The sequence below is a fragment of the Gluconacetobacter entanii genome (assembly GCF_003206495.1).
GTDB lineage: Bacteria > Pseudomonadota > Alphaproteobacteria > Acetobacterales > Acetobacteraceae > Novacetimonas > Novacetimonas entanii.
Window position 1 is genome coordinate 91670 of record NZ_NKUF01000006.1, and the last position, 19168, is coordinate 110837.

General features: G+C 64.9%; 28 protein-coding genes and 1 pseudogene. 27 read left to right on the forward strand and 2 right to left on the reverse strand.

The window, feature by feature from the left end; translation table 11 throughout:
* The first annotated feature begins 13 nt into the window (after window positions 1–13).
* The 26 genes from CFR72_RS04630 (at window position 14) to CFR72_RS18260 (ending at window position 17930) form a co-directional block, all read left to right on the forward strand.
* Window positions 14–604: a hypothetical protein gene (locus CFR72_RS04630; RefSeq protein ID WP_110912867.1), complete on the forward strand. Its 591-nt coding sequence runs from the start codon at window positions 14–16 to the stop codon at window positions 602–604.
* Between the two features lie 12 nt (window positions 605–616).
* On the forward strand, window positions 617–1024 hold the full coding sequence (locus CFR72_RS04635; RefSeq protein ID WP_110912868.1) for a head decoration protein: 408 nt from the start codon (window positions 617–619) through the stop codon (window positions 1022–1024).
* A 35-nt stretch (window positions 1025–1059) separates the two neighbouring features.
* On the forward strand, window positions 1060–2172 hold the full coding sequence (locus CFR72_RS04640) for a major capsid protein (protein ID WP_341865258.1): 1113 nt from the start codon (window positions 1060–1062) through the stop codon (window positions 2170–2172).
* 9 nt (window positions 2173–2181) lie between these two features.
* Window positions 2182–2475 carry a hypothetical protein gene (locus CFR72_RS04645; protein WP_110912870.1) on the forward strand — a complete coding sequence of 98 codons (294 nt, stop codon included), beginning with the start codon at window positions 2182–2184 and terminating at the stop codon, window positions 2473–2475.
* Window positions 2472–2819: a head-tail joining protein gene (locus tag CFR72_RS04650; protein WP_110912871.1), complete on the forward strand. Its 348-nt coding sequence runs from the start codon at window positions 2472–2474 to the stop codon at window positions 2817–2819. The genes CFR72_RS04645 and CFR72_RS04650 overlap by 4 nt, the downstream gene beginning before the upstream one ends.
* Window positions 2816–3340: a hypothetical protein gene (locus tag CFR72_RS04655; protein ID WP_110912872.1), complete on the forward strand. Its 525-nt coding sequence runs from the start codon at window positions 2816–2818 to the stop codon at window positions 3338–3340. Before CFR72_RS04650 ends, CFR72_RS04655 begins: the two co-directional genes overlap by 4 nt.
* Window positions 3341–3350: 10 nt before the next feature.
* Window positions 3351–3590 carry a DUF2635 domain-containing protein gene (locus tag CFR72_RS04660; RefSeq protein WP_110912873.1) on the forward strand — a complete coding sequence of 80 codons (240 nt, stop codon included), beginning with the start codon at window positions 3351–3353 and terminating at the stop codon, window positions 3588–3590.
* Window positions 3587–5074 carry a phage tail sheath subtilisin-like domain-containing protein gene (locus CFR72_RS04665; protein WP_110912874.1) on the forward strand — a complete coding sequence of 496 codons (1488 nt, stop codon included), beginning with the start codon at window positions 3587–3589 and terminating at the stop codon, window positions 5072–5074. The genes CFR72_RS04660 and CFR72_RS04665 overlap by 4 nt, the downstream gene beginning before the upstream one ends.
* Window positions 5075–5087: 13 nt before the next feature.
* Window positions 5088–5471 carry a phage tail tube protein gene (locus tag CFR72_RS04670; protein ID WP_110912875.1) on the forward strand — a complete coding sequence of 128 codons (384 nt, stop codon included), beginning with the start codon at window positions 5088–5090 and terminating at the stop codon, window positions 5469–5471.
* Complete coding sequence (locus tag CFR72_RS04675) at window positions 5468–6142, forward strand: phage tail assembly protein (protein ID WP_110912876.1); 675 nt, start codon at window positions 5468–5470, stop codon at window positions 6140–6142. Before CFR72_RS04670 ends, CFR72_RS04675 begins: the two co-directional genes overlap by 4 nt.
* 129 nt (window positions 6143–6271) lie before the next feature.
* Window positions 6272–8497 carry a phage tail tape measure protein gene (locus CFR72_RS04680; protein ID WP_110912877.1) on the forward strand — a complete coding sequence of 742 codons (2226 nt, stop codon included), beginning with the start codon at window positions 6272–6274 and terminating at the stop codon, window positions 8495–8497.
* Window positions 8498–8501: 4 nt separating this feature from the next.
* Window positions 8502–9800, forward strand: coding sequence for a DNA circularization protein (locus CFR72_RS04685; RefSeq protein ID WP_110912878.1), 1299 nt, complete (start codon window positions 8502–8504; stop codon window positions 9798–9800).
* Complete coding sequence (locus tag CFR72_RS04690) at window positions 9797–11017, forward strand: phage baseplate assembly protein (RefSeq protein WP_110912879.1); 1221 nt, start codon at window positions 9797–9799, stop codon at window positions 11015–11017. Before CFR72_RS04685 ends, CFR72_RS04690 begins: the two co-directional genes overlap by 4 nt.
* Window positions 11014–11517: a phage baseplate assembly protein domain-containing protein gene (locus CFR72_RS04695; RefSeq protein WP_110912880.1), complete on the forward strand. Its 504-nt coding sequence runs from the start codon at window positions 11014–11016 to the stop codon at window positions 11515–11517. Before CFR72_RS04690 ends, CFR72_RS04695 begins: the two co-directional genes overlap by 4 nt.
* Before the next feature lie 10 nt (window positions 11518–11527).
* A complete protein-coding gene (locus tag CFR72_RS04700) occupies window positions 11528–12028 on the forward strand; it encodes a phage GP46 family protein (protein ID WP_110912881.1) in 501 nt (166 codons plus the stop codon).
* Window positions 12029–13144 carry a baseplate J/gp47 family protein gene (locus CFR72_RS04705; protein ID WP_110912882.1) on the forward strand — a complete coding sequence of 372 codons (1116 nt, stop codon included), beginning with the start codon at window positions 12029–12031 and terminating at the stop codon, window positions 13142–13144. It begins immediately after the preceding gene.
* Window positions 13145–13147: 3 nt separating this feature from the next.
* Complete coding sequence (locus CFR72_RS04710; protein WP_110912883.1) at window positions 13148–13753, forward strand: YmfQ family protein; 606 nt, start codon at window positions 13148–13150, stop codon at window positions 13751–13753.
* Window positions 13753–14586, forward strand: coding sequence for a gp53-like domain-containing protein (locus tag CFR72_RS04715; RefSeq protein WP_110912884.1), 834 nt, complete (start codon window positions 13753–13755; stop codon window positions 14584–14586). Before CFR72_RS04710 ends, CFR72_RS04715 begins: the two co-directional genes overlap by 1 nt.
* A 3-nt stretch (window positions 14587–14589) precedes the next feature.
* On the forward strand, window positions 14590–14988 hold the full coding sequence (locus CFR72_RS17775) for a tail fiber assembly protein (RefSeq protein ID WP_208629965.1): 399 nt from the start codon (window positions 14590–14592) through the stop codon (window positions 14986–14988).
* A 66-nt stretch (window positions 14989–15054) separates the two neighbouring features.
* On the forward strand, window positions 15055–15504 hold the full coding sequence (locus CFR72_RS04725; protein WP_110912885.1) for a hypothetical protein: 450 nt from the start codon (window positions 15055–15057) through the stop codon (window positions 15502–15504).
* On the forward strand, window positions 15501–15992 hold the full coding sequence (locus tag CFR72_RS04730) for a hypothetical protein (protein ID WP_110912886.1): 492 nt from the start codon (window positions 15501–15503) through the stop codon (window positions 15990–15992). The genes CFR72_RS04725 and CFR72_RS04730 overlap by 4 nt, the downstream gene beginning before the upstream one ends.
* Before the next feature lie 2 nt (window positions 15993–15994).
* Entirely contained in the window at window positions 15995–16333 is a 339-nt protein-coding gene (locus CFR72_RS04735; protein ID WP_110912887.1) for a hypothetical protein, read from the forward strand.
* Between the two features lie 75 nt (window positions 16334–16408).
* Window positions 16409–16729, forward strand: a complete 321-nt coding sequence (locus CFR72_RS04740; protein ID WP_233045132.1) for a hypothetical protein — start codon at window positions 16409–16411, stop codon at window positions 16727–16729.
* A 159-nt stretch (window positions 16730–16888) separates the two neighbouring features.
* Complete coding sequence (locus tag CFR72_RS04745; RefSeq protein ID WP_110912889.1) at window positions 16889–17497, forward strand: hypothetical protein; 609 nt, start codon at window positions 16889–16891, stop codon at window positions 17495–17497.
* Window positions 17494–17799: a Gp49 family protein gene (locus CFR72_RS04750; protein WP_110912890.1), complete on the forward strand. Its 306-nt coding sequence runs from the start codon at window positions 17494–17496 to the stop codon at window positions 17797–17799. Before CFR72_RS04745 ends, CFR72_RS04750 begins: the two co-directional genes overlap by 4 nt.
* Window positions 17800–17807: 8 nt before the next feature.
* Entirely contained in the window at window positions 17808–17930 is a 123-nt protein-coding gene (locus CFR72_RS18260) for a hypothetical protein (RefSeq protein WP_279629152.1), read from the forward strand.
* Between the two features lie 65 nt (window positions 17931–17995).
* Here the strand turns inward: CFR72_RS18260 and CFR72_RS04755 are convergent, their stop codons facing one another.
* Together CFR72_RS04755 and CFR72_RS04760 are read right to left on the reverse strand one after the other, a co-directional pair.
* Complete coding sequence (locus CFR72_RS04755) at window positions 17996–18421, reverse strand: type II toxin-antitoxin system HicB family antitoxin (RefSeq protein ID WP_110912891.1); 426 nt, start codon at window positions 18419–18421, stop codon at window positions 17996–17998.
* 2 nt (window positions 18422–18423) lie between these two features.
* On the reverse strand, window positions 18424–18636 hold the full coding sequence (locus CFR72_RS04760) for a type II toxin-antitoxin system HicA family toxin (protein WP_110912907.1): 213 nt from the start codon (window positions 18634–18636) through the stop codon (window positions 18424–18426).
* 51 nt (window positions 18637–18687) lie between these two features.
* Between CFR72_RS04760 and CFR72_RS04765 the strand changes: the two are divergent.
* Window positions 18688–19017 (forward strand): annotated as a pseudogene (locus CFR72_RS04765) (hypothetical protein); the annotation flags it as partial.
* Window positions 19018–19168: the final 151 nt, after the last annotated feature.

The following is a 19168-nucleotide window of genomic DNA, read 5'->3' on the forward strand; positions in this document are numbered from 1 at the left end:
CTGGAGCCATTACATGTCCGCACCGCGCAAACCCGGCGCCAGCGCATTTGCACACCTCAAGCCCCGTGCCGAGGGTGACGACAAAGACGACAACAAGACGAACACCAACGGCAAGAAGGCCGAAGGCGGCGACCCCGACGAAGACCCCGAGGACGACGAGGGCACCGACGGCAAGAAGGCAGGCAAGAAAGCCAGCAAGAAGGCCGACAACACCGACAGCGAAGACACGTCCGCCGAGGAAGGCGACGACGACAGCGACAAGGACGATGAGAAGGACGACGCCAAGGCATCCGCCCGCGCGCGTGAGCGTGGCCGCTGCGCCGCGATCTTCATGTCCCCCTCTGCTGCCATGAACCCGGCGGCCGCTGCTGAACTGGCGTTCGGCACGAGCCTGCCGCGCAGCAAAGCCATCGGCATCCTCGACGCCACCGTCGCATCAATGCCCGCACCTGCGCCGCAGGCAACCGAACAGCGTGAGCCGTCGCTGCGCAACCGCATGCGCGGCAATGCCGTGGCACCCGCCACGCAGGATGCATCGGAAAACCAGAACCGCCCTGGCGCACGCCTCGGCGCATCCCTGCGCCATGTGCGCGGCGATCGATAAGGAGAGCGGCTGATGTCCGGTTCCCTCAACAGCTACGGCTTCTATCCGCAGGCCAGCTCGACCCTGTTCGTCCCCGACCAGCTGGTCGCGGGCAACATGAAGCTGGTCACGCGCACCGTCACCTTCGGTGCCAGCCAGACCCTGCCCCGTGGCGCGGTGGTCGGCCGCGTGACAGCCACCGGTGAATACATCCTGTCCGTAGCCACTGCCACCGACGGCAGCGAGACGCCCTGCGGTATCGTGGTCGATGCCGTGGAAACGGCGGCAGGCGCGACCCAGACCGGGGCCATCTACGAGATGGGCGAGTTCAACTCGAACTACATGACGTTCGATGCGACCTGGACGCTCGATACCCTGACGCAGGCGCTGCGCCAGTGGGCCATCTTCATCAAGACGGGCCTCTCGAACGACATCGTCTGATCGTTCGCTCTTCCATAGAAATCAAGGATTACACCGTGGCAGGTTCTGTTACCGGTAGTGCTGGCGTTCAGGGTTCCCTGAACGCCATGCTTGGCGCGTATGATATCGCCGAGCTGGTTTACTTCGTGCGCAACCTCAAGACAGCGCAGAGCTTCTTGCTCGACCACATGTTCCCCAACATGGTTGAATCGGACGCTCCGGAAGTTGCGATCGACGTCGATGTCGGTAAGCGGCGTCTGGCCCCCTTCTGTTCCCCACTGGTCGAAGGCAAGCTGGTGGAAAGCCGCCAGTGGCAGACCAACCTGTTCAAGCCCGCCTACATCAAGGACTGGCGCAATCCCGATCTGCTCAAGCCCGTGCGGCGTGCGATCGGCGAGCGCCTGATGGGCGGCATGTCGCCGGCCGAACGGCTGGAAGCCAATCTCGCATGGGAAATGGCCGACCAGGTGGACATGATCCTGCGCCGCCAGGAATGGATGGCGGCCAATGCGCTGGTCAGCGGCAAGATCACCGTTGTCGGCGAAGGCTATCCCGATCCGATCGTGGTGGATTTCCAGCGTGACCCGGCCCTGACCGTGGCCCTGACCGGCACCGCGCAGTGGGGTCAGACCGGCGTTTACCCGTCGGACTACATCACCGCATTGGCCGCGCTGGTCCTGCAGAAATCCGGTGCTGCGCCCACCGAGGTCATCTTCACGAATTCCACCTGGAACGCGTTCAAGAACGACCAGAAGGTGCTGAACGCCATCGTGTGGCCCGGCCGCACCGGTGATTCCAGCGCGGATCTGGGTGGCCGCGTCGTGAAGGGGGCCATGTATATGGGCCGCTGGGGTCAGTTCGACCTCTACCTCTACAACGACTGGTATGTCGATCCGGTGACGGATATCGAGGAACCGATGATCGCGGATGGCACCGTCATCCTTGGCGGTCCCGGTGTGGAAGGCACGCGCGCCTACGGCCTGATCATGGATCCGGCCTTCAATTATGGCCCGCTCGCCTACGCCCCCAAGCTTTGGTACAAGGAAAACCCGGCGACCATCAACCTGCTGATGCAGTCGGCCCCCCTTGTCATCCCGTCGCGAGTCAACGCCTGCATGGCGGCCACCGTCATGGCTGCTGGCGCTGACGTTCCCTCCCCGACCCTGTGAGGCTGACAGATGGCTGATGCAAAGAAGACCGACGGGATCGAGGTTGTCACCCTGATCCCGGTTTATCCCGAAGCGGGCAAGGCTCCCTACCCGATCGGAACCCGCCTCAAGGTCGCCCTTGAAACGGCGGCGTTCTGGAAAGGGCGCGGCATCGCCCGTTTTGCCAACGACCCGCGTGAAAACGCCGCAACCGTTTCCGCTGGCATTACCGACCGGGTCAAGAATGCGCCGCTGCCGCCCGCACCCGTCATGACGCCGCCGCCTGCATCCATGCAGCAGGGCTTCACGCCCCCGGCTGCGTGAGCATCGATTTCGGGCAGCTTGTCCTCGGGCCGTGCCTGGATGCCTTTGCCAATCCCTACCAGTGGCAGTCCCAGTCGCTATCCGATCCGGTAACCATCAACGGCATATTCGATGATGGCTTCAAGGGTATGGATCCGCTGGGAGAGTTCCCGGGCGCGACCCCAGTGGACATCACGACCAGCCTGCCCCGCCTCGGGGTCAGGCTGTCGGACTTCCCGGTGCCCCCTGACCAGGGCGATGAGTTCGTCATCAATGGCCAGACATACAGCATCCGCGAGGTCCAGCCGGATAGTCACGGCGGTGCGTGTCTGGAACTGAACCTTGTGGACATCAATACGACATGACGCTTTACCGCGTGCAACTGCGCGATGCTGCCGTGCAGGCGCTGATCGCAGCCAAGACACTGGTCGGCGCGAATGTGCTGGTCAACCGCAGCCTGCCACTACCGATCGCAAAACTGCCTGCCATCCTCGTCACGGCCCCGCGTGATCAGGGAACCACGACCGGACGCAACCAGCCTGGCTTTACCCGGGTCACCACGCTGGCCATTCGTGGTCAGCTGTGCGGTGAGTCCCCCGAACAGGTTGCCACGTATCTGGACCAACTGACGGAACAGGTCGAACTAGCCATCATGCTCGACGTGGATCTGCAGGCGATGATCACCCAGGTCACGTCGCTGAATACCGAGTTGATCGTGAACAGCGAGACCCGCGAACATACCGGCGAAGTCCGGATGCTGTTCGGTCTGGAATACATCGAATACTACCCCCCGGCTGGTACGCCGCTGACCGAGATCACCGGCCAGATGCAGGCGAACGGCAACACTGACCTTGCCGACATGCAGGTGCCGATCACCCTCAACTGAGGTCCCCAACATGTTTGTAAAACCCGCCCCGGGCCGCTCTGTGCGGTGGCCCGGCACCATGCGGCTGCTCAAGGCGCAGGGTGAAACCGTGCCCGAAACGGGCTTCTGGCTGCTGTGCCTGCACAACGGCGACGTGGTGAAGGCCACGCCGCCGGCCGCATCCGCCGCACCGGCCACGCCCGCCCCCTCGCCCGCGCACCTGTCCGGTGGCGCGGCGGCCATCCCTGAACCTGCCGAGGCCCACGCATGAGCGGCTCCATCACGGTGCCGGGTTACCCGACCAACAACCGGGTGCCCGGCTTTTATTTTGCCCTGGACAATTCCCGGGCGAACACCGCGTCCTATGGCCGCCGCGTCCTGATCATCGCGCAGACCACGACCGGCGCGGCCCTTGCAGGCACCGCACGCCTGTCCGCTGGCGTCACCGATGCGCAGGGGCTGTATGGCGTGGGCTCGCAGGCCGCGACCATGGTGGCGCAGTATTTCGCCCTCGACCCCATGGGCGAGGTCTGGGTGCTGCCGCTGGCCGATGACGCAGCGTCCGTCGCGGCCAAGGGCAGTTTCACGATCACCGGCCCCGCCACCGCGTCCGGCACGCTGTGCCTGTATGTGGGTGACCTGCTGGTTCCCACACTGGTGACGGCGGGCGATACGGCCGCGACCATCGCCGAAAACATCGTCACGGCGGCGGCGTCCGTCACCGGGCTGTATGCCACGCTGGCGGTGGATGCGACCACGGCGGGTCAGGTCAATGTCACGGCCCTGAACAAGGGGCTGTGCGGGAACGACATCCCGCTAGGCATCAACCTGCTGGGCACGGCAGGCGGGCAGTCCACGCCGTCGGGTGTTGCCGTCGCCATCGCCGCGATGTCGGGCGGCACGCAGAACCCCACGACACTGGCCACAGCGCTCGCGACGCTGGGTGATCGTGTCTATGACCTGCTCATCCATCCCTATACCGACGCGGCCAGCCTGACGTCGTTCAAGACGCTGTTCAACAACACGGACGGCCGCTGGGCACCGATGAACCAGCTTTACGGCCACGGCATCACGGCGTTTCGCGGCACGTATGGGGACGCCACCACGTTCGGCCTGACCCAGAACGACCCGCACACCACGGTCATGCCGACGTCCGACAGCCCCTCGCCCCCCATGGTCTGGGCAGCGCAGGTCGGTGCGCAGGTCGCGGCCAGCATCCGCACCAACCCCGCGATCCCGATCACGGGTGTGGCGCTGACGGTCATGCCGCCGACGGACGCGGGCCGGTTCACCCTGGATCAGCGCAACAGCCTGCTGCATGACGGCATGTCCACCTTCACCGTGGATGACAGCGGCACGGTCAACATCGAACGCCTGGTCACGACCTACCAGGAAAATGCCGAGGGCGTGCCCGACGACAGCTACCTCGATATCGAGACGCTGATGACGGCCATGATCTGCCTGCAGGACATGCGCATCTATCTGGCGTCACAGTTCGGCGGCTGCATCCTCGTGGCCGATGGGACCAAGATCCCGGCGGTGGCGAAGGCCACCACGGCTCAACTGATCGGGAAGGCATGTTCGGCCCGCTACAACTGGCAGTGTTCGCAGTTCTGGGCACAGAACGCGGCCACCTTCGCGGCCAACATCCAGGCGCAGAATCAGGGCGGCGGCGTTGTCGCGCTGCTCATGCCCTATGACTTCGCCAACCAGCTTTGGGTCATCGCTGGCAACTGCCAGTTCGTGAAATCGTAAGGAACCGCCAACCATGTCCGGAACCGTATATCGCGGGCCGCTCGGCGGCACCGCGACCCTCACCGTCAACGGCATCGTATTCAACGTCGTAAGCGAAGCGCAGTGGCAGGCCTCTGGCCCCGTCAACGAGACGGCCAAGGGCCAGAGCGCGGTCGAGGGTTTCACCCAGATGCCCGGCCAGGGCTTCATCAGCGCGACCTGCCGTGACCGCCGCGATTATCCGATCAGCAGCCTGCAGGGCGCGTCCGAACTGACCGTCGTGCTGGTCTGCGCCAACGGCAAGGTCATTACGGCCGTGGCCGGGTGGCAGACCGAAACCCTCACCATCAACACGCAGGAAGGCACGTTCGAACTCCACGTGGAGAGCGACACCGTGACCGAGGATACCGTCTCGTGACCCATCACCACACCCAGCCCAGCGACGAGGAAGTCCTCGCCGTCATGGTCACGACAGAGGATGACGCCGAGCCGGAAGATGACGATGGTCGTACCCTCATCATTGATCTTGATCCACCGCTGGAGGTCCCGAAGTCCGGCCGGTTCGAGGAACTGTTCCTGCATGAGCCCAGCGTGTTCCAGGTCCTGTGTGCGGCGAAAGCGATGGGGCGGACGCTGACGCCGGAATCGGTCTACAACTCCCAGATCGGCCTTGTGGCCCGTGTCTCCGGCGTGCCGGAACGCGCGGTCATCGAACTGCGGTCCACGGTCCTCGACCGTGCCGTCGGGTTCGTCACCGGGTTCGAGGAGGAGAACCGTCGCAAGCCGGACGATGAACCTGATACGTCACCCTCCCTGACCCTACTGTTCCCCGATCCGATCGAGGCCACCAACCTCACGTTTGTCGATATGACCTTGCGAGAACCGACAGTGCGCGAACGCCGGATCATGAAGGCGGCAGAGGCCAAGGGCACGCCCGAGGCATTCCTTCAGGCCGAAATCTCTCTCGTCGAGGCCGTCAGCGAATGGCCCAAGGCCGCCATCCTTAAGATGCCGATCAGCAAATTCGCACAGGCGGCGGATTACCTGACCGGTTTTTTTTGTTCTGGCCAAGCAACTGGGAACGCCTAGGCGCTGATCTCTGCGGTTTCTTCACCGGATGGTCACGGCACGACGTTGAAAACCTCCCCGGCACAGTAATGGTCGCCGAGATCGAAAAGGCCAACGTGATCGCGGCGGAAAAGAAACGGGAGGCCGAACGTGCCCAACGCAGGCGTTAAATTTGTCATCAGCGCGGCCGATCGGGCCAGCCAGACAATCGAGCGCATCAATACCCGTATCGCCCGCATGCAGGCCCCTGTCCGTCGCGTGCAGGCAGCCTTCGGTCGCTTCGCCAGCCTGTCTGGCCTGTCACGGCTGAACAGCGGCATTGTCGGTGTTGGCCGGTCGGCCGTGGGCGCATTCCAGTCACTGGGCCAGATCGTCCCGGTTCTGGGCACACTGACCGGCGCCGCCAGCGTGGCAGGCGTGTACCGTCTGGCCAGCGCCTGGGCACAGGTGGGCACCGACCTGCGCACCACGTCGCGCACGATGGGCATGGCGCCGCAGCGGCTGCAGGTCATGCAGAACGCGGCCAAACTGGCGGGCGGGTCCGCCGAAGCCATGACCGGCGCGCTGCAGCAGTTGTCGCAAGAACGATGGGCTGCTGTTCATAATCAGGATCCTGCCGCCGCCGCGCGTTTTCGGGCCTTGCAGATTTCCCCTGAGGATGTGCAGACCAAGCCCATTGACCAGCTATTCCAGATTGTCGCGTCCCGCATACGAGGCCTTCGCAATCCTACAGCGCAGGCCATTGCCGCAACGGAACGCTTCGGTAGTACGGCTCAGGGCCTGATGCCGGTATTCCAGCAGACGAACGAGCAGTGGAGCCAGACCATTCGGTGGGCTGAGCGTTACAGCCATATGACGCAGGCCAGCGTAGATGCCGCCAATAGCCTGCGCGGGTCACTGTCTGCGCTGGATGAGTCGGTGAAAGATTTTAGCGATAGCATCTCGCAGGCAGTTGCACCCGGCATCCGCGAACTGACTGGCTTCATCACCAATCTGATCGAGGCCAACCGCACATGGATTTCGCAAAATATCGGGGACTACGTCCGGCAGTTCGTCACATGGTTGCGTGCCGTGGGATGGAACCGGATCCGGGGCGATATCGAGGGTGTCTACCACGCCATCACGAATGTCGTTGACCGGCTTGGTGGATGGAAAACGGCAGGCCGGGATGCGCTGATTGCGATCGGCGCGCTGTATGCCATGCCGGTTCTGTCCGGTCTCGCATCCATCGCAACGGCGGCCGTGACCATTGGCACATCGCTTGCAGCCATCAGCCTGCCGGTGGCGGCCGCGATCGCCGCCGTCGGCGCGCTTGGGGGCGCCGGATACGAGCTGTGGTCTCATTGGGGCGGCATCAGCAAGCGGTTTTCCGGCATGTGGGACGGCCTCAAGGGGGCATTCCAGAATAATACCGGCTACCTGCGCACGATAACGGAAACCCTCTTTCCGCTCCCCGCCGCGATCATCAATCATTGGGATGGTCTGGGTAAATTCTTCTCGTCCCTCTGGGGCGGCATCAAGACTGCGTTTTCGTCGGCGTGGGGGTATATTTCCCCGATCGTGGACAAGGTGACATCCGCGATCGATTTTGTCGCCAATAGCTGGGTCGGCAAGAAACTGGCCTCCATGGCCAGTGCTGCAGAAAGCGGCGTCTCTGCCGGCGCCAGCGCCGTTGGCAGATATGCCCGGCAGGGACTGGGCTGGTACGCCGATTATGCGGATCGCATGACCGGCTACAGGCGGCCCCAGCTCGACGCGCCCGTGCAGGCGGCCGGCGCCGCCGCAGCCCAGCGTTACGGGCTGGATCAGGCGCATTACCTCGCCCTGCTCCGGGCTGAACACGGCGGATACAACAATGTATCGGGTGCGGGGGCATTCGGGCCTGCCCAGCTTATGCCTGCGACGGCGCGATCGCTGGGTGTCGCCGATTCGGTCAATGCGCCTGGTTACGACTGGCGCAAGAACCTTGACGCCGGCGCGCGCTATTACCGGCAGATGCTGGATCAGGCGCATGGCGATTACGCTGTGGCAGACGCCTCTTACAATGCTGGCCCCAATAGCCCGGCCGTGCGACAGTTCGCGCAGTCGCATGACCTGTCGGTCCTGCCGAAAGAGACGCGTGAGTATGTCGTTTCCATAGCAGGCATGCGTCGCGACATGTCCGCGCCGCCCATGACCGTTCCTCCCGGCACTGCGGCGGGGCCAAATACATCGCCCACCGCAGTGGCCATGCCGCCACAAAGTACCACAATTCACGTCAAGGCAGATCCCGGCACCCGGGCGCGTGTCACGCGCACTACGCCCGGAACGCGCGTCGTCAACAATATCCCCGTCCAGCGGGCAATGCCGCCTGAACTGACACCCGTAGGAAACTGATGACATGACCAACGTGATCGCGACCCTTGCAGAGGAATACCTGCAGGGGTCGTTCCGTGGCGTGCCGTTCGTGGTGGTCGGTAGCGGCGGCAGCAACGGGCGCAATTTCCAGATCCACCGCTACCCGTTCCGTGACCAGGTCTGGGCCGAGGATCTGGGGCGCGCCCCGCGTTCCTACCGGATCCGTGGATTCCTGATCGGCCCGGAATGCCTGGCGCAGCGCGACCTGCTGGTCATGGCTGCGGAAACCCAAGGTCCGGGCACGCTGGTCCATCCCACCGTCGGCGCGATGCAGGCCGCGCTGACGCGGTTCGACTGGTACGAACGTGACGGGGTGATGGGCATTGTCGATATCGAGATGGAACTGGTCGAGACGGTCAACTGGCTCGGCTCGACCATCACGCTTGTCCTTGATGCCGCGATCGGACTGGCGGCTGCGACGTTCGGTGCGGCGTCAGCGTCCGATTACACATCTGACACGCTGACGCCCTACGGGTATGGCGCCTCGGTGCTGGGGGCCGGGCGCGCCATAGCTGCTGATTGGGGCGCTGGCGCGGTTGCTGCCATCCGGTCCCCTTCGGCGGTTGCGGCCGCCATGGGATCATTACCCGGCAACCTTGGCCGCTACGTGGGGGGCAACGGCGCGACCGTTGACCAGGCGGCGACGGAATCCACCCTGCTCGACGCCCTGACCGCGAACCGGCAGGTCGTCAGCGCCAACGTGGCGGCACTGGCGGACGCAACGGATGCGACAGTGCTGGCCACCGCCATCCTCGCCGTGCCGGAATCGGTGCGCACATCCATTGCGGATCCGGCGGGACAGATCGCGGTTCTCACCCCGCTGGCCACATACGACGCAACGGTGGTGGCGTCCGACGCCCCGATCGGCGGGGCGATTGCAACGGTGCAGGCCGCAACCGCAACACTGTGCCGGCAGGCCGCCCTGCTGTCACTCGCCAATGCCTGCGCGGACTGGCAGCCCTCATCGTCCAATGATGCGCAGGCGATGCGTACGCGCATCGGCGGCATGCTCGACGACGCGGCCACGGCGGCGGCCGACGCGGGCAGCGACGCCACGTTCCAGGCGCTGCGCTCCCTGCGTGCGCAGGTGCTGCAGGACCTGGCCAACCGGGGCGCACGCCTGCCGGACGTGATCACGGTCACCCGCAATGCCCCCCTGCCCGCGCTGGTGCTGGGGCAGCAACTCTATGCCAACGGCGCGCGCGCACCTGACCTGATCCGCCGCGCCAATCCCATCCATCCGGCATTCATGCCGACCGAGTTCGAGGCCCTGTCATCATGAGTGGCGCACTGACCGCGATATCCGATTTCCTTGGCTGGGATAATGCGCCGTCCGACCAGGTCTCGATCGTCGTGACCAGTGGCGGCACATCGCGCCAGATCACGAACTGGACGTCCGCCGTGCTGCGGCTGGGGATCGAGGTTATGCCCTGGACGGCAGCACTGGGCATGACGGCGGCCCGCGCATCCGCCGCCGGGGTCGATACCCTCAATCCCGGCGACACCTGTCAGGTCTATATCGGGTCCGATCTGGTGTTCACCGGCTACGTCATCACGGTGGTCGATGACCTCGGGCCGGAAGACCATATGATCGAGGTGCAGATCGCTTCCAAAAGTGTCGATCTGGTGGAGTGTGCGGCGGAGTTCAGCACCTTCCAGATGAACAGTACCAACGTGCTGGCGATCGCCCGGGCCGTGGCCAGCCGTGTGAATATTGACGTGGTTTCTGTCAATGGTGCGGGCGATACCGACATTCTTGCCTTCTCCATCATCCTGACGGAAACCGCCTATGAGGTGATCGAGCGCCTGTCCCGGCTGGCAGCGGTCCTGTTCTATGACCAGCCGGATGGAAATATCTGCATGTCGTCCGTGGGGACGCGCCGCGCCGCGACCGGGTTCACCGTTGGCGGCAACGTGGAGCGCATCCAGACCGTGCGCAGTCTCGGCGGCCGGTATTCCAGCGTCATTGCCATAAACCAGAATACCGTTTCCCTGTTCACCGATCCGAACGTCAACGCCCTGGAAAGCCAGATGTCCGCCCTGACCGTGGGGATCGAGGCCACCGACCCCGGCGTGCCACGCAAGCGCATCATGCTCATCCCGACCGAAAACGGGGACCAGGATAACGCCGTCTGCCAGCAGCGCGCGCAATGGGAGGTCAACCGGCGCATCGGTCGTGCCTATCCGGTCTCGCTGACGGCCGACAGCTGGCGTGACGCGACGGGGCAGCTCTGGCTGCCGAACACGCTGGCCCCCGTTACGGCGATCAACGGCACGCGGCAGGATCTGCTGATCGGGGAACTGACCCTGCGCCAGACGGTGGAGGACGGCATGCACGCCGATGTCGTGCTCATGCCGCCTGAGGCTTATTCGCCCGAGCCCATGCTCAATCCTGTTCTGCGCGACAGGTTCCTCCAGACGCTGAACAGCGCGCAGGCGGACGTGGACCATTCCATCCAGACCGAGGACCTGCCGCCGCTGGACGGAACCGCCCAATGACCGCCCCCCTGATGCGCACGGCGCGGCGCGTGATGATGGCGCTCGGGATCGGGCGGCAGACGGCGGACACAAACGAGGCCCCCAACACGCCCACCGTGCAGGTGGCGCTGGCGGCGGGCGAACTGCGCTCGGACGTGCCGGTCATGCAGGAATACGGACTGGCCAGCCGGCCGGTGCCCGGGTCCGACCTGTTTGTCGCATTCATCGGCGGCGACCGCACGCGCGGCGTCGTCATCGCCACGGGTGACCAGCGCGGCCGGCCGAAAGACCTGCAGCCGGGCGAGGTCTGCCTGTTTCACCCGTCCACCGGCAGCCGGATCTGGCTGAAGACGGATGGATCGATCGCCATTGCACCCTTCAACGGCAAGACCGCGGTCACCGGCGACCTGACCGCCAGCGGCACCATCACCGGAAATGAGGTCGTGGCGCAGGGCGTCAAGTTGTCCTCTCACGAACATTCAAACGGCAACGAGGGTCAGGACACCGGTCCTCCCGTCTGACGGAAGCATCATGGACATCTCAATTGTCTGGAACGTCCGCGAGGCTCGCGGCGACTGGCCCATCGTGTCCAGCGATCTGGGATTGGACAATCCCCTGAAATCGGCGGTCATGGTCTCGCTTTTCACAGACCGCGTGGCACCCGATCAGCCGTCATCCGACGATACGGCAGCAGGAATCCAGTCGCCGTCCGGCCCGATCGGCACGGCATCGGCCGACCGGCGGGGCTGGTGGGGAGATGCGTTCGCGGACCAGCCGATCGGATCGCGCCTGTGGCAGCTCAAGCGTGCGGTCAAGGTCGGCACGCGCGCCATCCCGCGCGAGATCGAGGACATCTGCCGCGAGGCCCTGCAATGGCTGGTCACTGACGGCGTGGCGACATCCGTCACCGTCTCCGCCTGGTGGAACGCCAGCGTGCGCACCATGGCCGAGTTCTCCGTCACCATCACCGAACCGGGCAACAGCAGCCCACGGGTTTTCAAATTCTCATGGGCCTGGGAGGGCCTGACCTGAATGGCGTATCCGCGTCCAACCCTGTCGCAACTGCGTCAGCAGGCCCTGCAGGACGTCATCAGCGGCGGCATCCCCGGGGTTACGGCCGTCCTGCGGTTCTCTGTACTATATGTACTGTCCATGGTGCTCGCCGGGCTGACGTGGTTGCAGTACGGCTATATCGACTGGGTGTCGCTGCAGTCGGTGCCGTGGACCGCGACGGACGAGTTCCTTGAGGGCTGGGGCACGCTCAAGGGCGTGTATCGCAAGGCCGCTACGGCAGCGTCCGGCACGGCCACCTTTCCCGCCACCGGCACGGACATCATCCCGGCCGGGACCGGACTGATCCTGCTTGGCGGTGCGGCTGCGACAGCCTCGGCCGACAGCGTGACATCTGGTGGCGTCACGACCGTAAGCTGGACGGCCGACACGACTGGCACCGGCGGCAACGTCGCGGTGGGCACGACCGTCACCCTGTCCAGCCCGGTTGCGGGTATCCAGACCAGCGGCACGGTCGCGGCCATCACGCAGAGCGGCGCGGACGCCGAGGACGACACCGATTACCGTACCCGGGTGATCGACGCCTACCAGGCGCAGGGTCAGGACGGCAAGGCGCAGGACTACGTGGATTGGGCCGAGGCCGTGGCGGGCGTCACCCGTGCGTGGTGCCTGCCCAATGGCATGGGCGACGGCACGGTCGTCGTGTTCTTCATGATGGACGAGGCCAATGCCGCGACCGGCGGGTTCCCGGTCGGCACGGACGGCTGCGCCACGGGTGACGGCCGATACACCACGGCCACGGGCGACCAGTTGACGGTCGCCAACGCGATCCTGCCCGACCAGCCGGTTACGGCGCTGGTCATTGCCGCAAGCCCGGTCGCGCAGCCCACGGATTTTGTGATCACTGATCTGGGCACCGGCAACACGACGGCGAATCAGGCGACGATCACCACGGCGCTGACGGACATGTTCCGCCGCCTGTCCTCCCCCGGCGGCACGATCAGCCCGAACAACTGGGAGGAAGCGATCTCCGCCCTCGACCTCGACACGTTCGAGGTCGCATCCCCCACCGGCCCCGTCACGGGCGCCACCGCCAGCGCCATGCCGACGCTTGGCACCATCACATTCTCGGCGTGATCCATGGCAGCACCAACCTACAGTGTCGCAGATTTCCGCACCGCGCTGCTCAACCTGCTGCCGCGTGGCCGGATCTGGTCGCGTGACCCGGATGCGATGCCCTACCAGCTCGCAGCGGTCTGGGCACCAACGTTCCAGCGCGCGGCGCAGGCGGCGGGCAACCTGATCGCGGATGCCTTCCCGGCGTCCACGGTCAACCTGCTGCCGGAATGGGAGGCCACGCTGGGCCTGCCCGATCCCTGCGCGGGCGAAAGCCCCACGATCGAACTGCGCCGCAACCAGGTGGTCGCACGACTGACCGATAACGGCGGCGCGTCGGTCCCCTACTTCGTCCAGTTCGCGGCGACGCTGGGCTACGCGATCACGATCACACAGTTCGCACCGGCCCGCTTCGGCATGGCCCGGTTCGGTGACCTCTATTACGGCGCGCCGTGGGCCTATGTCTGGCAGGTCAACGCCCCGGCCGTGACCATCAGTTCCGCCCGGTTCGGCGAGGCGCAGTTCGGCGACCGCTACCGCACGTGGGGCAACCTTGTCCTGGAGTGCGAGATCAAGGCCCGCGCGCCTGCCCATACCACGGTCCTGTTCAACTATTCAGGTGAGCAATAATGTTCAGATTGGCAAACGGCACGCAGGTGTCCGACCTCCCCGCACCGCCTGCCGCCATCGGCACGCCCGGGTTCGCGACGGCGGGCGTCGTGGGCGGGCAGATGCCCTCCATCATCGATCCCGACGCGTTCAATGTGCATCAGGAAGAACTGATGGCGATCCTTGCGGCCGCTGGCCTCAATGAGGATCGCAGTAACAGCGCACAGGTGCTCGCCGCGCTTCGGATGCTGTTTGTCACGCTCGGCGGTGGCAAATACCAGGTCGCGGGCGCGGTGATGCTTGGGCGTGACACCACGTTCCCCGGCCTGCGCTACAGCTATATCGGCACCGATGGCAAGACGGTCATGGACGGCGGTTACCTCGTGTCCTCGTACGGCACCCTCCTGTCCGGTTCGACGCAGGTGGGCGACCTGACGATCGGGCCGGACGGCCGCCTGTCCTTCCAGTCCGTGAAGATGGCGGGTTCCTACGGTGTGACGGCGCTGCTGTCGGATATCGTCGCCGGGACGGGACTGGGGAATTCGCAGGGCACGAACGGCTATCAGATCCTGCCCGGTGGGACGGTCCTGCAATACGGCGCCAGCAGTTCCGGCAGTGGCGGGTATTCGACCCCGAATTTCCCGGTCGCCTTCCCGACCAAATGTGAGGGAATGATCGTGGTTGAATCGGCCGCCACCACGAACTGGGCAGCCGGGAAACCCACGCTGCACGGTGTGCAGGGCTATCCCAGCAAGGTGCAGGCCGACGTCTATTCAATGATTTTTTCCGGTTCTGGCGGTGGATGGGGCGGAATGAACGGCCTCGGATATTTCTGGTGGGCGTGGGGATACTGATAAATGTCGACGAATTATTACTTTTCCGCGTCGAACAACGCGTTTTATCCCGTGGTGCTCCAGGCGCAGTACGAGGCGGCAGGAACCTGGCCGACTGATGCGGTCGCGGTGGCCGACGCCGTGTTCGAGACTTACGGCTCCGGTGCGCCGCCCGCCGGGCAGGTGCGTGGCGTGGCGTCTGACGGAACCCCCACATGGGTGACTGCAACCCCGCGCGCGATTCCCCTGACGACGCAGGCCGCCAGTGCGCTGGCACAGGCGCAGCAGACCGTCTGGGCGGATTACGGTTCGCTCGGGCAGGCTGTCCCCGCCGCGTGGGTCACGTATCAGACCGCCCTGCGGGCGATCGTCAACGGCACCGACACCACCAGCACGACGCTGCCTGCAGCGCCGACCAGCTGATCCAGATCGCAACAATTGCGCCTGCCACACCGCCATCGAGGCGGTTTTTTATTGCCTGGAACACAGATGACCGAAGTCCTGACGCCGGATGTGCACGACATCCTTGATGACCATGGGGAGCGTATCGGCTTCCTTGAACGCTGGCGCGACAGTGCCGACGGAAAGATTGACGATACGCGCCGGGAAGTCGGCGCCATCCGGGCCGAAATGCAGGCCCAGTATGCCACGACATCATCCGCCCTGGAGCGTCAGTCCCGCGACATGCAGGATCTGACCCGGCAACTGGCCGAACAGAACGGCGCGCAGAAGGAACGCAATCGGCTGGAGGCGGCCAAGCTGACCAAGGCGCGGATTGCCGAAAGCCGGTGGAAAAAGCGCGCGGCCGTGCTGGGCATCGTCTTCACGCTGCTGGCCACTGTCGGGGGCACCCTGCTGTCGAGCCAGACATGGGACGACTTCTTTTTCGCCAACGTGCCGTTCCTGCATCACCATCATATCATCGGGGCACTGCAATGACCGGCCTGTGCGTGGCGCAGTTCAAGCGCACGATCGTGTCTCCTGCCCTGGCGCATATCGGGCTGGACGGGGATGCGGCGGTCAACCTGCTGACCGGCACGGCGCTGGTGGAAAGTGGCCTGACCTTTGTCGCGCAGGTCGTGGCGGGAGGTACCGGACCTGCGCGCGGCCTGTGGCAGATGGAACCATTCACCCACGATGACATATGGACGACGTTCCTGTCCGATGCGCGGCTGGCATCCCTGCGGGGCGCGGTGCTCGACCTGCTGTCGCGCTGGCCGTCGCGTGCGGCGCAGTTGCCGGGCAACCTGCCCTACGCCTGCGCGATGGCGCGCCTGAAATACTACCGTGCGCCGGGACCGCTGCCCGCAGCCGATGATGCGGCCGGGCAATGCCGTTACTGGAAATCGAACTACAACACGTCGCTGGGCGCGGGCGCTGCGGACAGCACGCATGTCGCCCTGTTCCAGCAGGCGATCGAGGCCTGACCATGGACCCACCCACACTTCTGCAGGACGTCCTGTCGCTGCTCCCGACGCAATATGCCGGGGATATCGCCGTGATCGTGTCGTTCCTGATCTCCACCTGCGCCCTGATTGCGCGATTCTGGCGCCCGCCGGATCCCGCATCCCGCTGGGTCGTGGTCTGGACAATCGTGACCGCCATAGCCCAAGCGCGCGGCTGGAACCTGCCCGCCTACCAGCCAGGCAAGAAGGCCGCGATGGTCCCGGCCACCGTGCCGCGCCAGACGGTCGAGCAGCTGCTCGACGTGCCGCCGGGTTCAACCCGTCCGGGCAGGCCGCCGACGCGCGCATCCCCGCCCGGCTGACTGGCCGGTCCCAGATCAATCATCATCATTCCCCAACCGCCCGAGAGGCGGTTTTTTCATATGGAGACGCCAGACATGGCCGACACCGATACCACCACCGCCATTCCCGCCCTCGAAAACCTGATCGAAACCGCGCTCGGCAAGGGCGACACGACCGCAACCCAGGCTGATATCGCCCTGGCGGGCAACCTGCTGCAGACGCTGATTCCGGTTATCGTCGAGAAAGCCGCGCCGAACCTGGACCTGTCCGGCATCGATGCCGCCCTGACCAAGATCCTGACCGGCATCACGGACCTGAAGGACGCGATCGCGACGAAGCCTGTTGCGGCCGCACCTGCGGCGAACGCCACGGTCGGCGTGCCGCGCCCGTCCGTGCCGGGCCAGCCCGCGCACTGACCTGTCAACCGGAACCGGCCGGTCTGTAAACCGGCCGCCGGACCACACATGTCCTGACACCTGACAGATAGCCCACCCGTTTCCACGCAAAAATGGCCGTTTCCTGCGGCCCGCCGGGACGGGTGGACTATTTGCGTTTCCAGACTGGAAAACTCGCCCATGAACAACCCTGTCAACCTCGTCACCGGCCGCCGTGGTTTCCTCGGCCTTGGCGCCGGTATCGCCGCCACCGCCGCACTGGGAGCCTGCACCGTCAGCAAGTCCGGCAACGTCACGACCGTCACCCTGAACGTGGCGGAGATCAAGGATTACGGACAGGCGGGCCTGAACGCAGTCACCCTCGTCCTGTCCATCGCGGCCGTGGCCAGCGCGATCGGTACGCCCGCCGTGGGTGTGATCAGCCTGGCCGACACGGCGCTGTCCACCGCCCTGACCAGTTTTGCCACGGCGGCCGGATCCACGCTGACGATCACCTATGACGACACGAACTGGAAAACCCGGGTGGACAGCATCCTGTCCGGCCTGACCACGCTGCAGACGGACCTGACCGCTGCAATCACCGGGGCGTCCACGAAGGTGTCCAGTGCGGACCTGTCCAACGCCAACACCGCCCTGTCCGCGCTGGGCACGGTCGTGTCGGCGTTCAAGGGCGTGCTGGACAGTGTGGCCGTGCGGCGCAATGTCGGCGCCATGGCTGCTGCTACCGTCCCGCCCTCCAAGGCGCAGGTGCAGCAGGCGCTCCAGGTGCTGGGGGTGACGGCGGGATGAACAGCTCCGAAGAAAAGATCGAATGGGAAATTGTCGCAAAAAAGCTGACAGCCCCGCGCCTGACGCCGGAAGCGATTGATGGGGTTATCGCGGATGAACAGTATTGGATCGCACCGGGCAAGACGCTGACCATCTGCGTTCTGACCCTGCGCAACGGTTTCACAGTGACCGGCGAAAGCGCCTGCGCCAGTCCCGACAACTTCGACGAGGAACTGGGACGCAAGATCGCGCGCAGGAATGCCCGTGAGAAGATCTGGCCTCTGGAGGGCTACCTGCTACGGCAGCGCCTTCACGACGCATGAGCCCTTTCGTGCAAGGTGTGATGGCCGGTGCGGGCGGCGTGACCGTTCTCATCGGGCTGCTGGTTACTGTCCCCCTCAAGCTGCATGCGCTCTACATGGCGGCGCAGTTACGGAACCGGGGACTGGAGTAATTCCATTCCCCCCTCGACCAAGGGGGCAGCGGCAAATGCTGCTGCCCGCGATGTCAGGTCCATGGTCACGCGACCTCCCGTACCTCGACTGTCGCCTGCCGCCCAAGCGCATGAAGGGCGGCCTCGACGCGTCCGATCTTGCTTTCATGCAGCAGATCGCGCAGGCGACGCACGGATGATTCCGCCACGCCCAGTCGGCGCGCCAGCTCCACGTTGCTGACCCTGTTCTCCAGCATTGCCGTATGCAGCGCCAACTTGGCCGCTTCCAGCATGGGCACATAGACCAGAAGGCGACCATTGGCCGCGGGCGGCACTGGCACGGTCGCGCCGTCGTCCACATAGATGGACAGGGACGTGACCAGCAGGTCCTGCGCCTCGCGCAGCGCCTCCTCCCGGGTTGCGCCATCGGTCGCCCCTGGCAACCCCTCGAATGAAGCCGTGATGGTGCCGTCCGGATTGGTCTCCAGATCGACCGGGTAAGCGTAAAGCATCCTCATACCTCCAGATCGGTTTCGGTCAGCCCGAGATCCCTGAGGATCTTGCGGAACGTGCCGGTGGCCATGTCACCGCGATGGTTCGATACCACCGTCGGCTTGCCGTTCAGCCGCACCACGATGTGCGACCCCTTCCCCTTACGTTCGGTCATGTCCCAGCCATTCTTGTTGGCGAGGCGGCGGAGACGGGCGAGGAGGTCAGCGGCTTTCATGTCCACAATATCGCGCACATATGCGCGAATGTCAACACAAATCGGTCATAAATGAACGAAATAAGCCCCCGGCTTGCGAACTTGCGCAAGTTTGGCTGTCGCCCGGCGGAAATCCGTCCGGGACAGCCCATGCTTTCCGTCGTGCGTGGCTTTCTGGCCCGACAGGCTCCGGCGCGCCTGATCCGCACCGGTATCGATCCTGCCCCGCTGATGTTGGGAAATGACGTGCTGGGGGACTGCACGTCGGCCGGGATCGGCAACCATGCCCGCGCCACGGCGGCGCTCAACAGGTTTCAGGTGGACGTGACCACGGCGCAGGCCGAGGCGTTCTATTCCCTGTCCACCGGCTATGTGCCCGGCAATCCAGCCACGGACAACGGTAACCGGCCGTTTGAGGCCGCCTTATGATTGAGGATTGTGACTGGTAACTTACCGTCGTTAACGACGTCGTTATTGACGTCATTTGAGAGGTAAGAATGACCCAGGAAATCCTGATTGGCGTTGAACGCCGCCGCCGCTGGTCGGATGAACG

Excerpts from the sequence above, each read along its gene's own strand:
- CFR72_RS04670 (WP_110912875.1), top strand. The coding sequence starts at position 5,088 with ATGTCCGGAACCGTATATCGCGGGCCGCTCGGCGGCACCGCGACCCTC.
- CFR72_RS04705 (WP_110912882.1), top strand. The coding sequence starts at position 12,029 with ATGGCGTATCCGCGTCCAACCCTGTCGCAACTGCGTCAGCAGGCCCTG.
- CFR72_RS04760 (WP_110912907.1), bottom strand. The coding sequence starts at position 18,636 with ATGAAAGCCGCTGACCTCCTCGCCCGTCTCCGCCGCCTCGCCAACAAG.
- CFR72_RS04730 (WP_110912886.1), top strand. The coding sequence starts at position 15,501 with ATGACCGGCCTGTGCGTGGCGCAGTTCAAGCGCACGATCGTGTCTCCT.
- CFR72_RS04725 (WP_110912885.1), top strand. The coding sequence starts at position 15,055 with ATGACCGAAGTCCTGACGCCGGATGTGCACGACATCCTTGATGACCAT.
- CFR72_RS04700 (WP_110912881.1), top strand. The coding sequence starts at position 11,528 with ATGGACATCTCAATTGTCTGGAACGTCCGCGAGGCTCGCGGCGACTGG.
- CFR72_RS04665 (WP_110912874.1), top strand. The coding sequence starts at position 3,587 with ATGAGCGGCTCCATCACGGTGCCGGGTTACCCGACCAACAACCGGGTG.
- CFR72_RS17775 (WP_208629965.1), top strand. The coding sequence starts at position 14,590 with ATGTCGACGAATTATTACTTTTCCGCGTCGAACAACGCGTTTTATCCC.
- CFR72_RS04715 (WP_110912884.1), top strand. The coding sequence starts at position 13,753 with ATGTTCAGATTGGCAAACGGCACGCAGGTGTCCGACCTCCCCGCACCG.
- CFR72_RS04690 (WP_110912879.1), top strand. The coding sequence starts at position 9,797 with ATGAGTGGCGCACTGACCGCGATATCCGATTTCCTTGGCTGGGATAAT.
- CFR72_RS04740 (WP_233045132.1), top strand. The coding sequence starts at position 16,409 with ATGGCCGACACCGATACCACCACCGCCATTCCCGCCCTCGAAAACCTG.
- CFR72_RS04655 (WP_110912872.1), top strand. The coding sequence starts at position 2,816 with ATGACGCTTTACCGCGTGCAACTGCGCGATGCTGCCGTGCAGGCGCTG.
- CFR72_RS04750 (WP_110912890.1), top strand. The coding sequence starts at position 17,494 with ATGAACAGCTCCGAAGAAAAGATCGAATGGGAAATTGTCGCAAAAAAG.
- CFR72_RS04695 (WP_110912880.1), top strand. The coding sequence starts at position 11,014 with ATGACCGCCCCCCTGATGCGCACGGCGCGGCGCGTGATGATGGCGCTC.
- CFR72_RS04635 (WP_110912868.1), top strand. The coding sequence starts at position 617 with ATGTCCGGTTCCCTCAACAGCTACGGCTTCTATCCGCAGGCCAGCTCG.
- CFR72_RS04685 (WP_110912878.1), top strand. The coding sequence starts at position 8,502 with ATGACCAACGTGATCGCGACCCTTGCAGAGGAATACCTGCAGGGGTCG.
- CFR72_RS04745 (WP_110912889.1), top strand. The coding sequence starts at position 16,889 with ATGAACAACCCTGTCAACCTCGTCACCGGCCGCCGTGGTTTCCTCGGC.
- CFR72_RS04630 (WP_110912867.1), top strand. The coding sequence starts at position 14 with ATGTCCGCACCGCGCAAACCCGGCGCCAGCGCATTTGCACACCTCAAG.
- CFR72_RS04645 (WP_110912870.1), top strand. The coding sequence starts at position 2,182 with ATGGCTGATGCAAAGAAGACCGACGGGATCGAGGTTGTCACCCTGATC.
- CFR72_RS04755 (WP_110912891.1), bottom strand. The coding sequence starts at position 18,421 with ATGCTTTACGCTTACCCGGTCGATCTGGAGACCAATCCGGACGGCACC.
- CFR72_RS04735 (WP_110912887.1), top strand. The coding sequence starts at position 15,995 with ATGGACCCACCCACACTTCTGCAGGACGTCCTGTCGCTGCTCCCGACG.
- CFR72_RS04660 (WP_110912873.1), top strand. The coding sequence starts at position 3,351 with ATGTTTGTAAAACCCGCCCCGGGCCGCTCTGTGCGGTGGCCCGGCACC.
- CFR72_RS04710 (WP_110912883.1), top strand. The coding sequence starts at position 13,148 with ATGGCAGCACCAACCTACAGTGTCGCAGATTTCCGCACCGCGCTGCTC.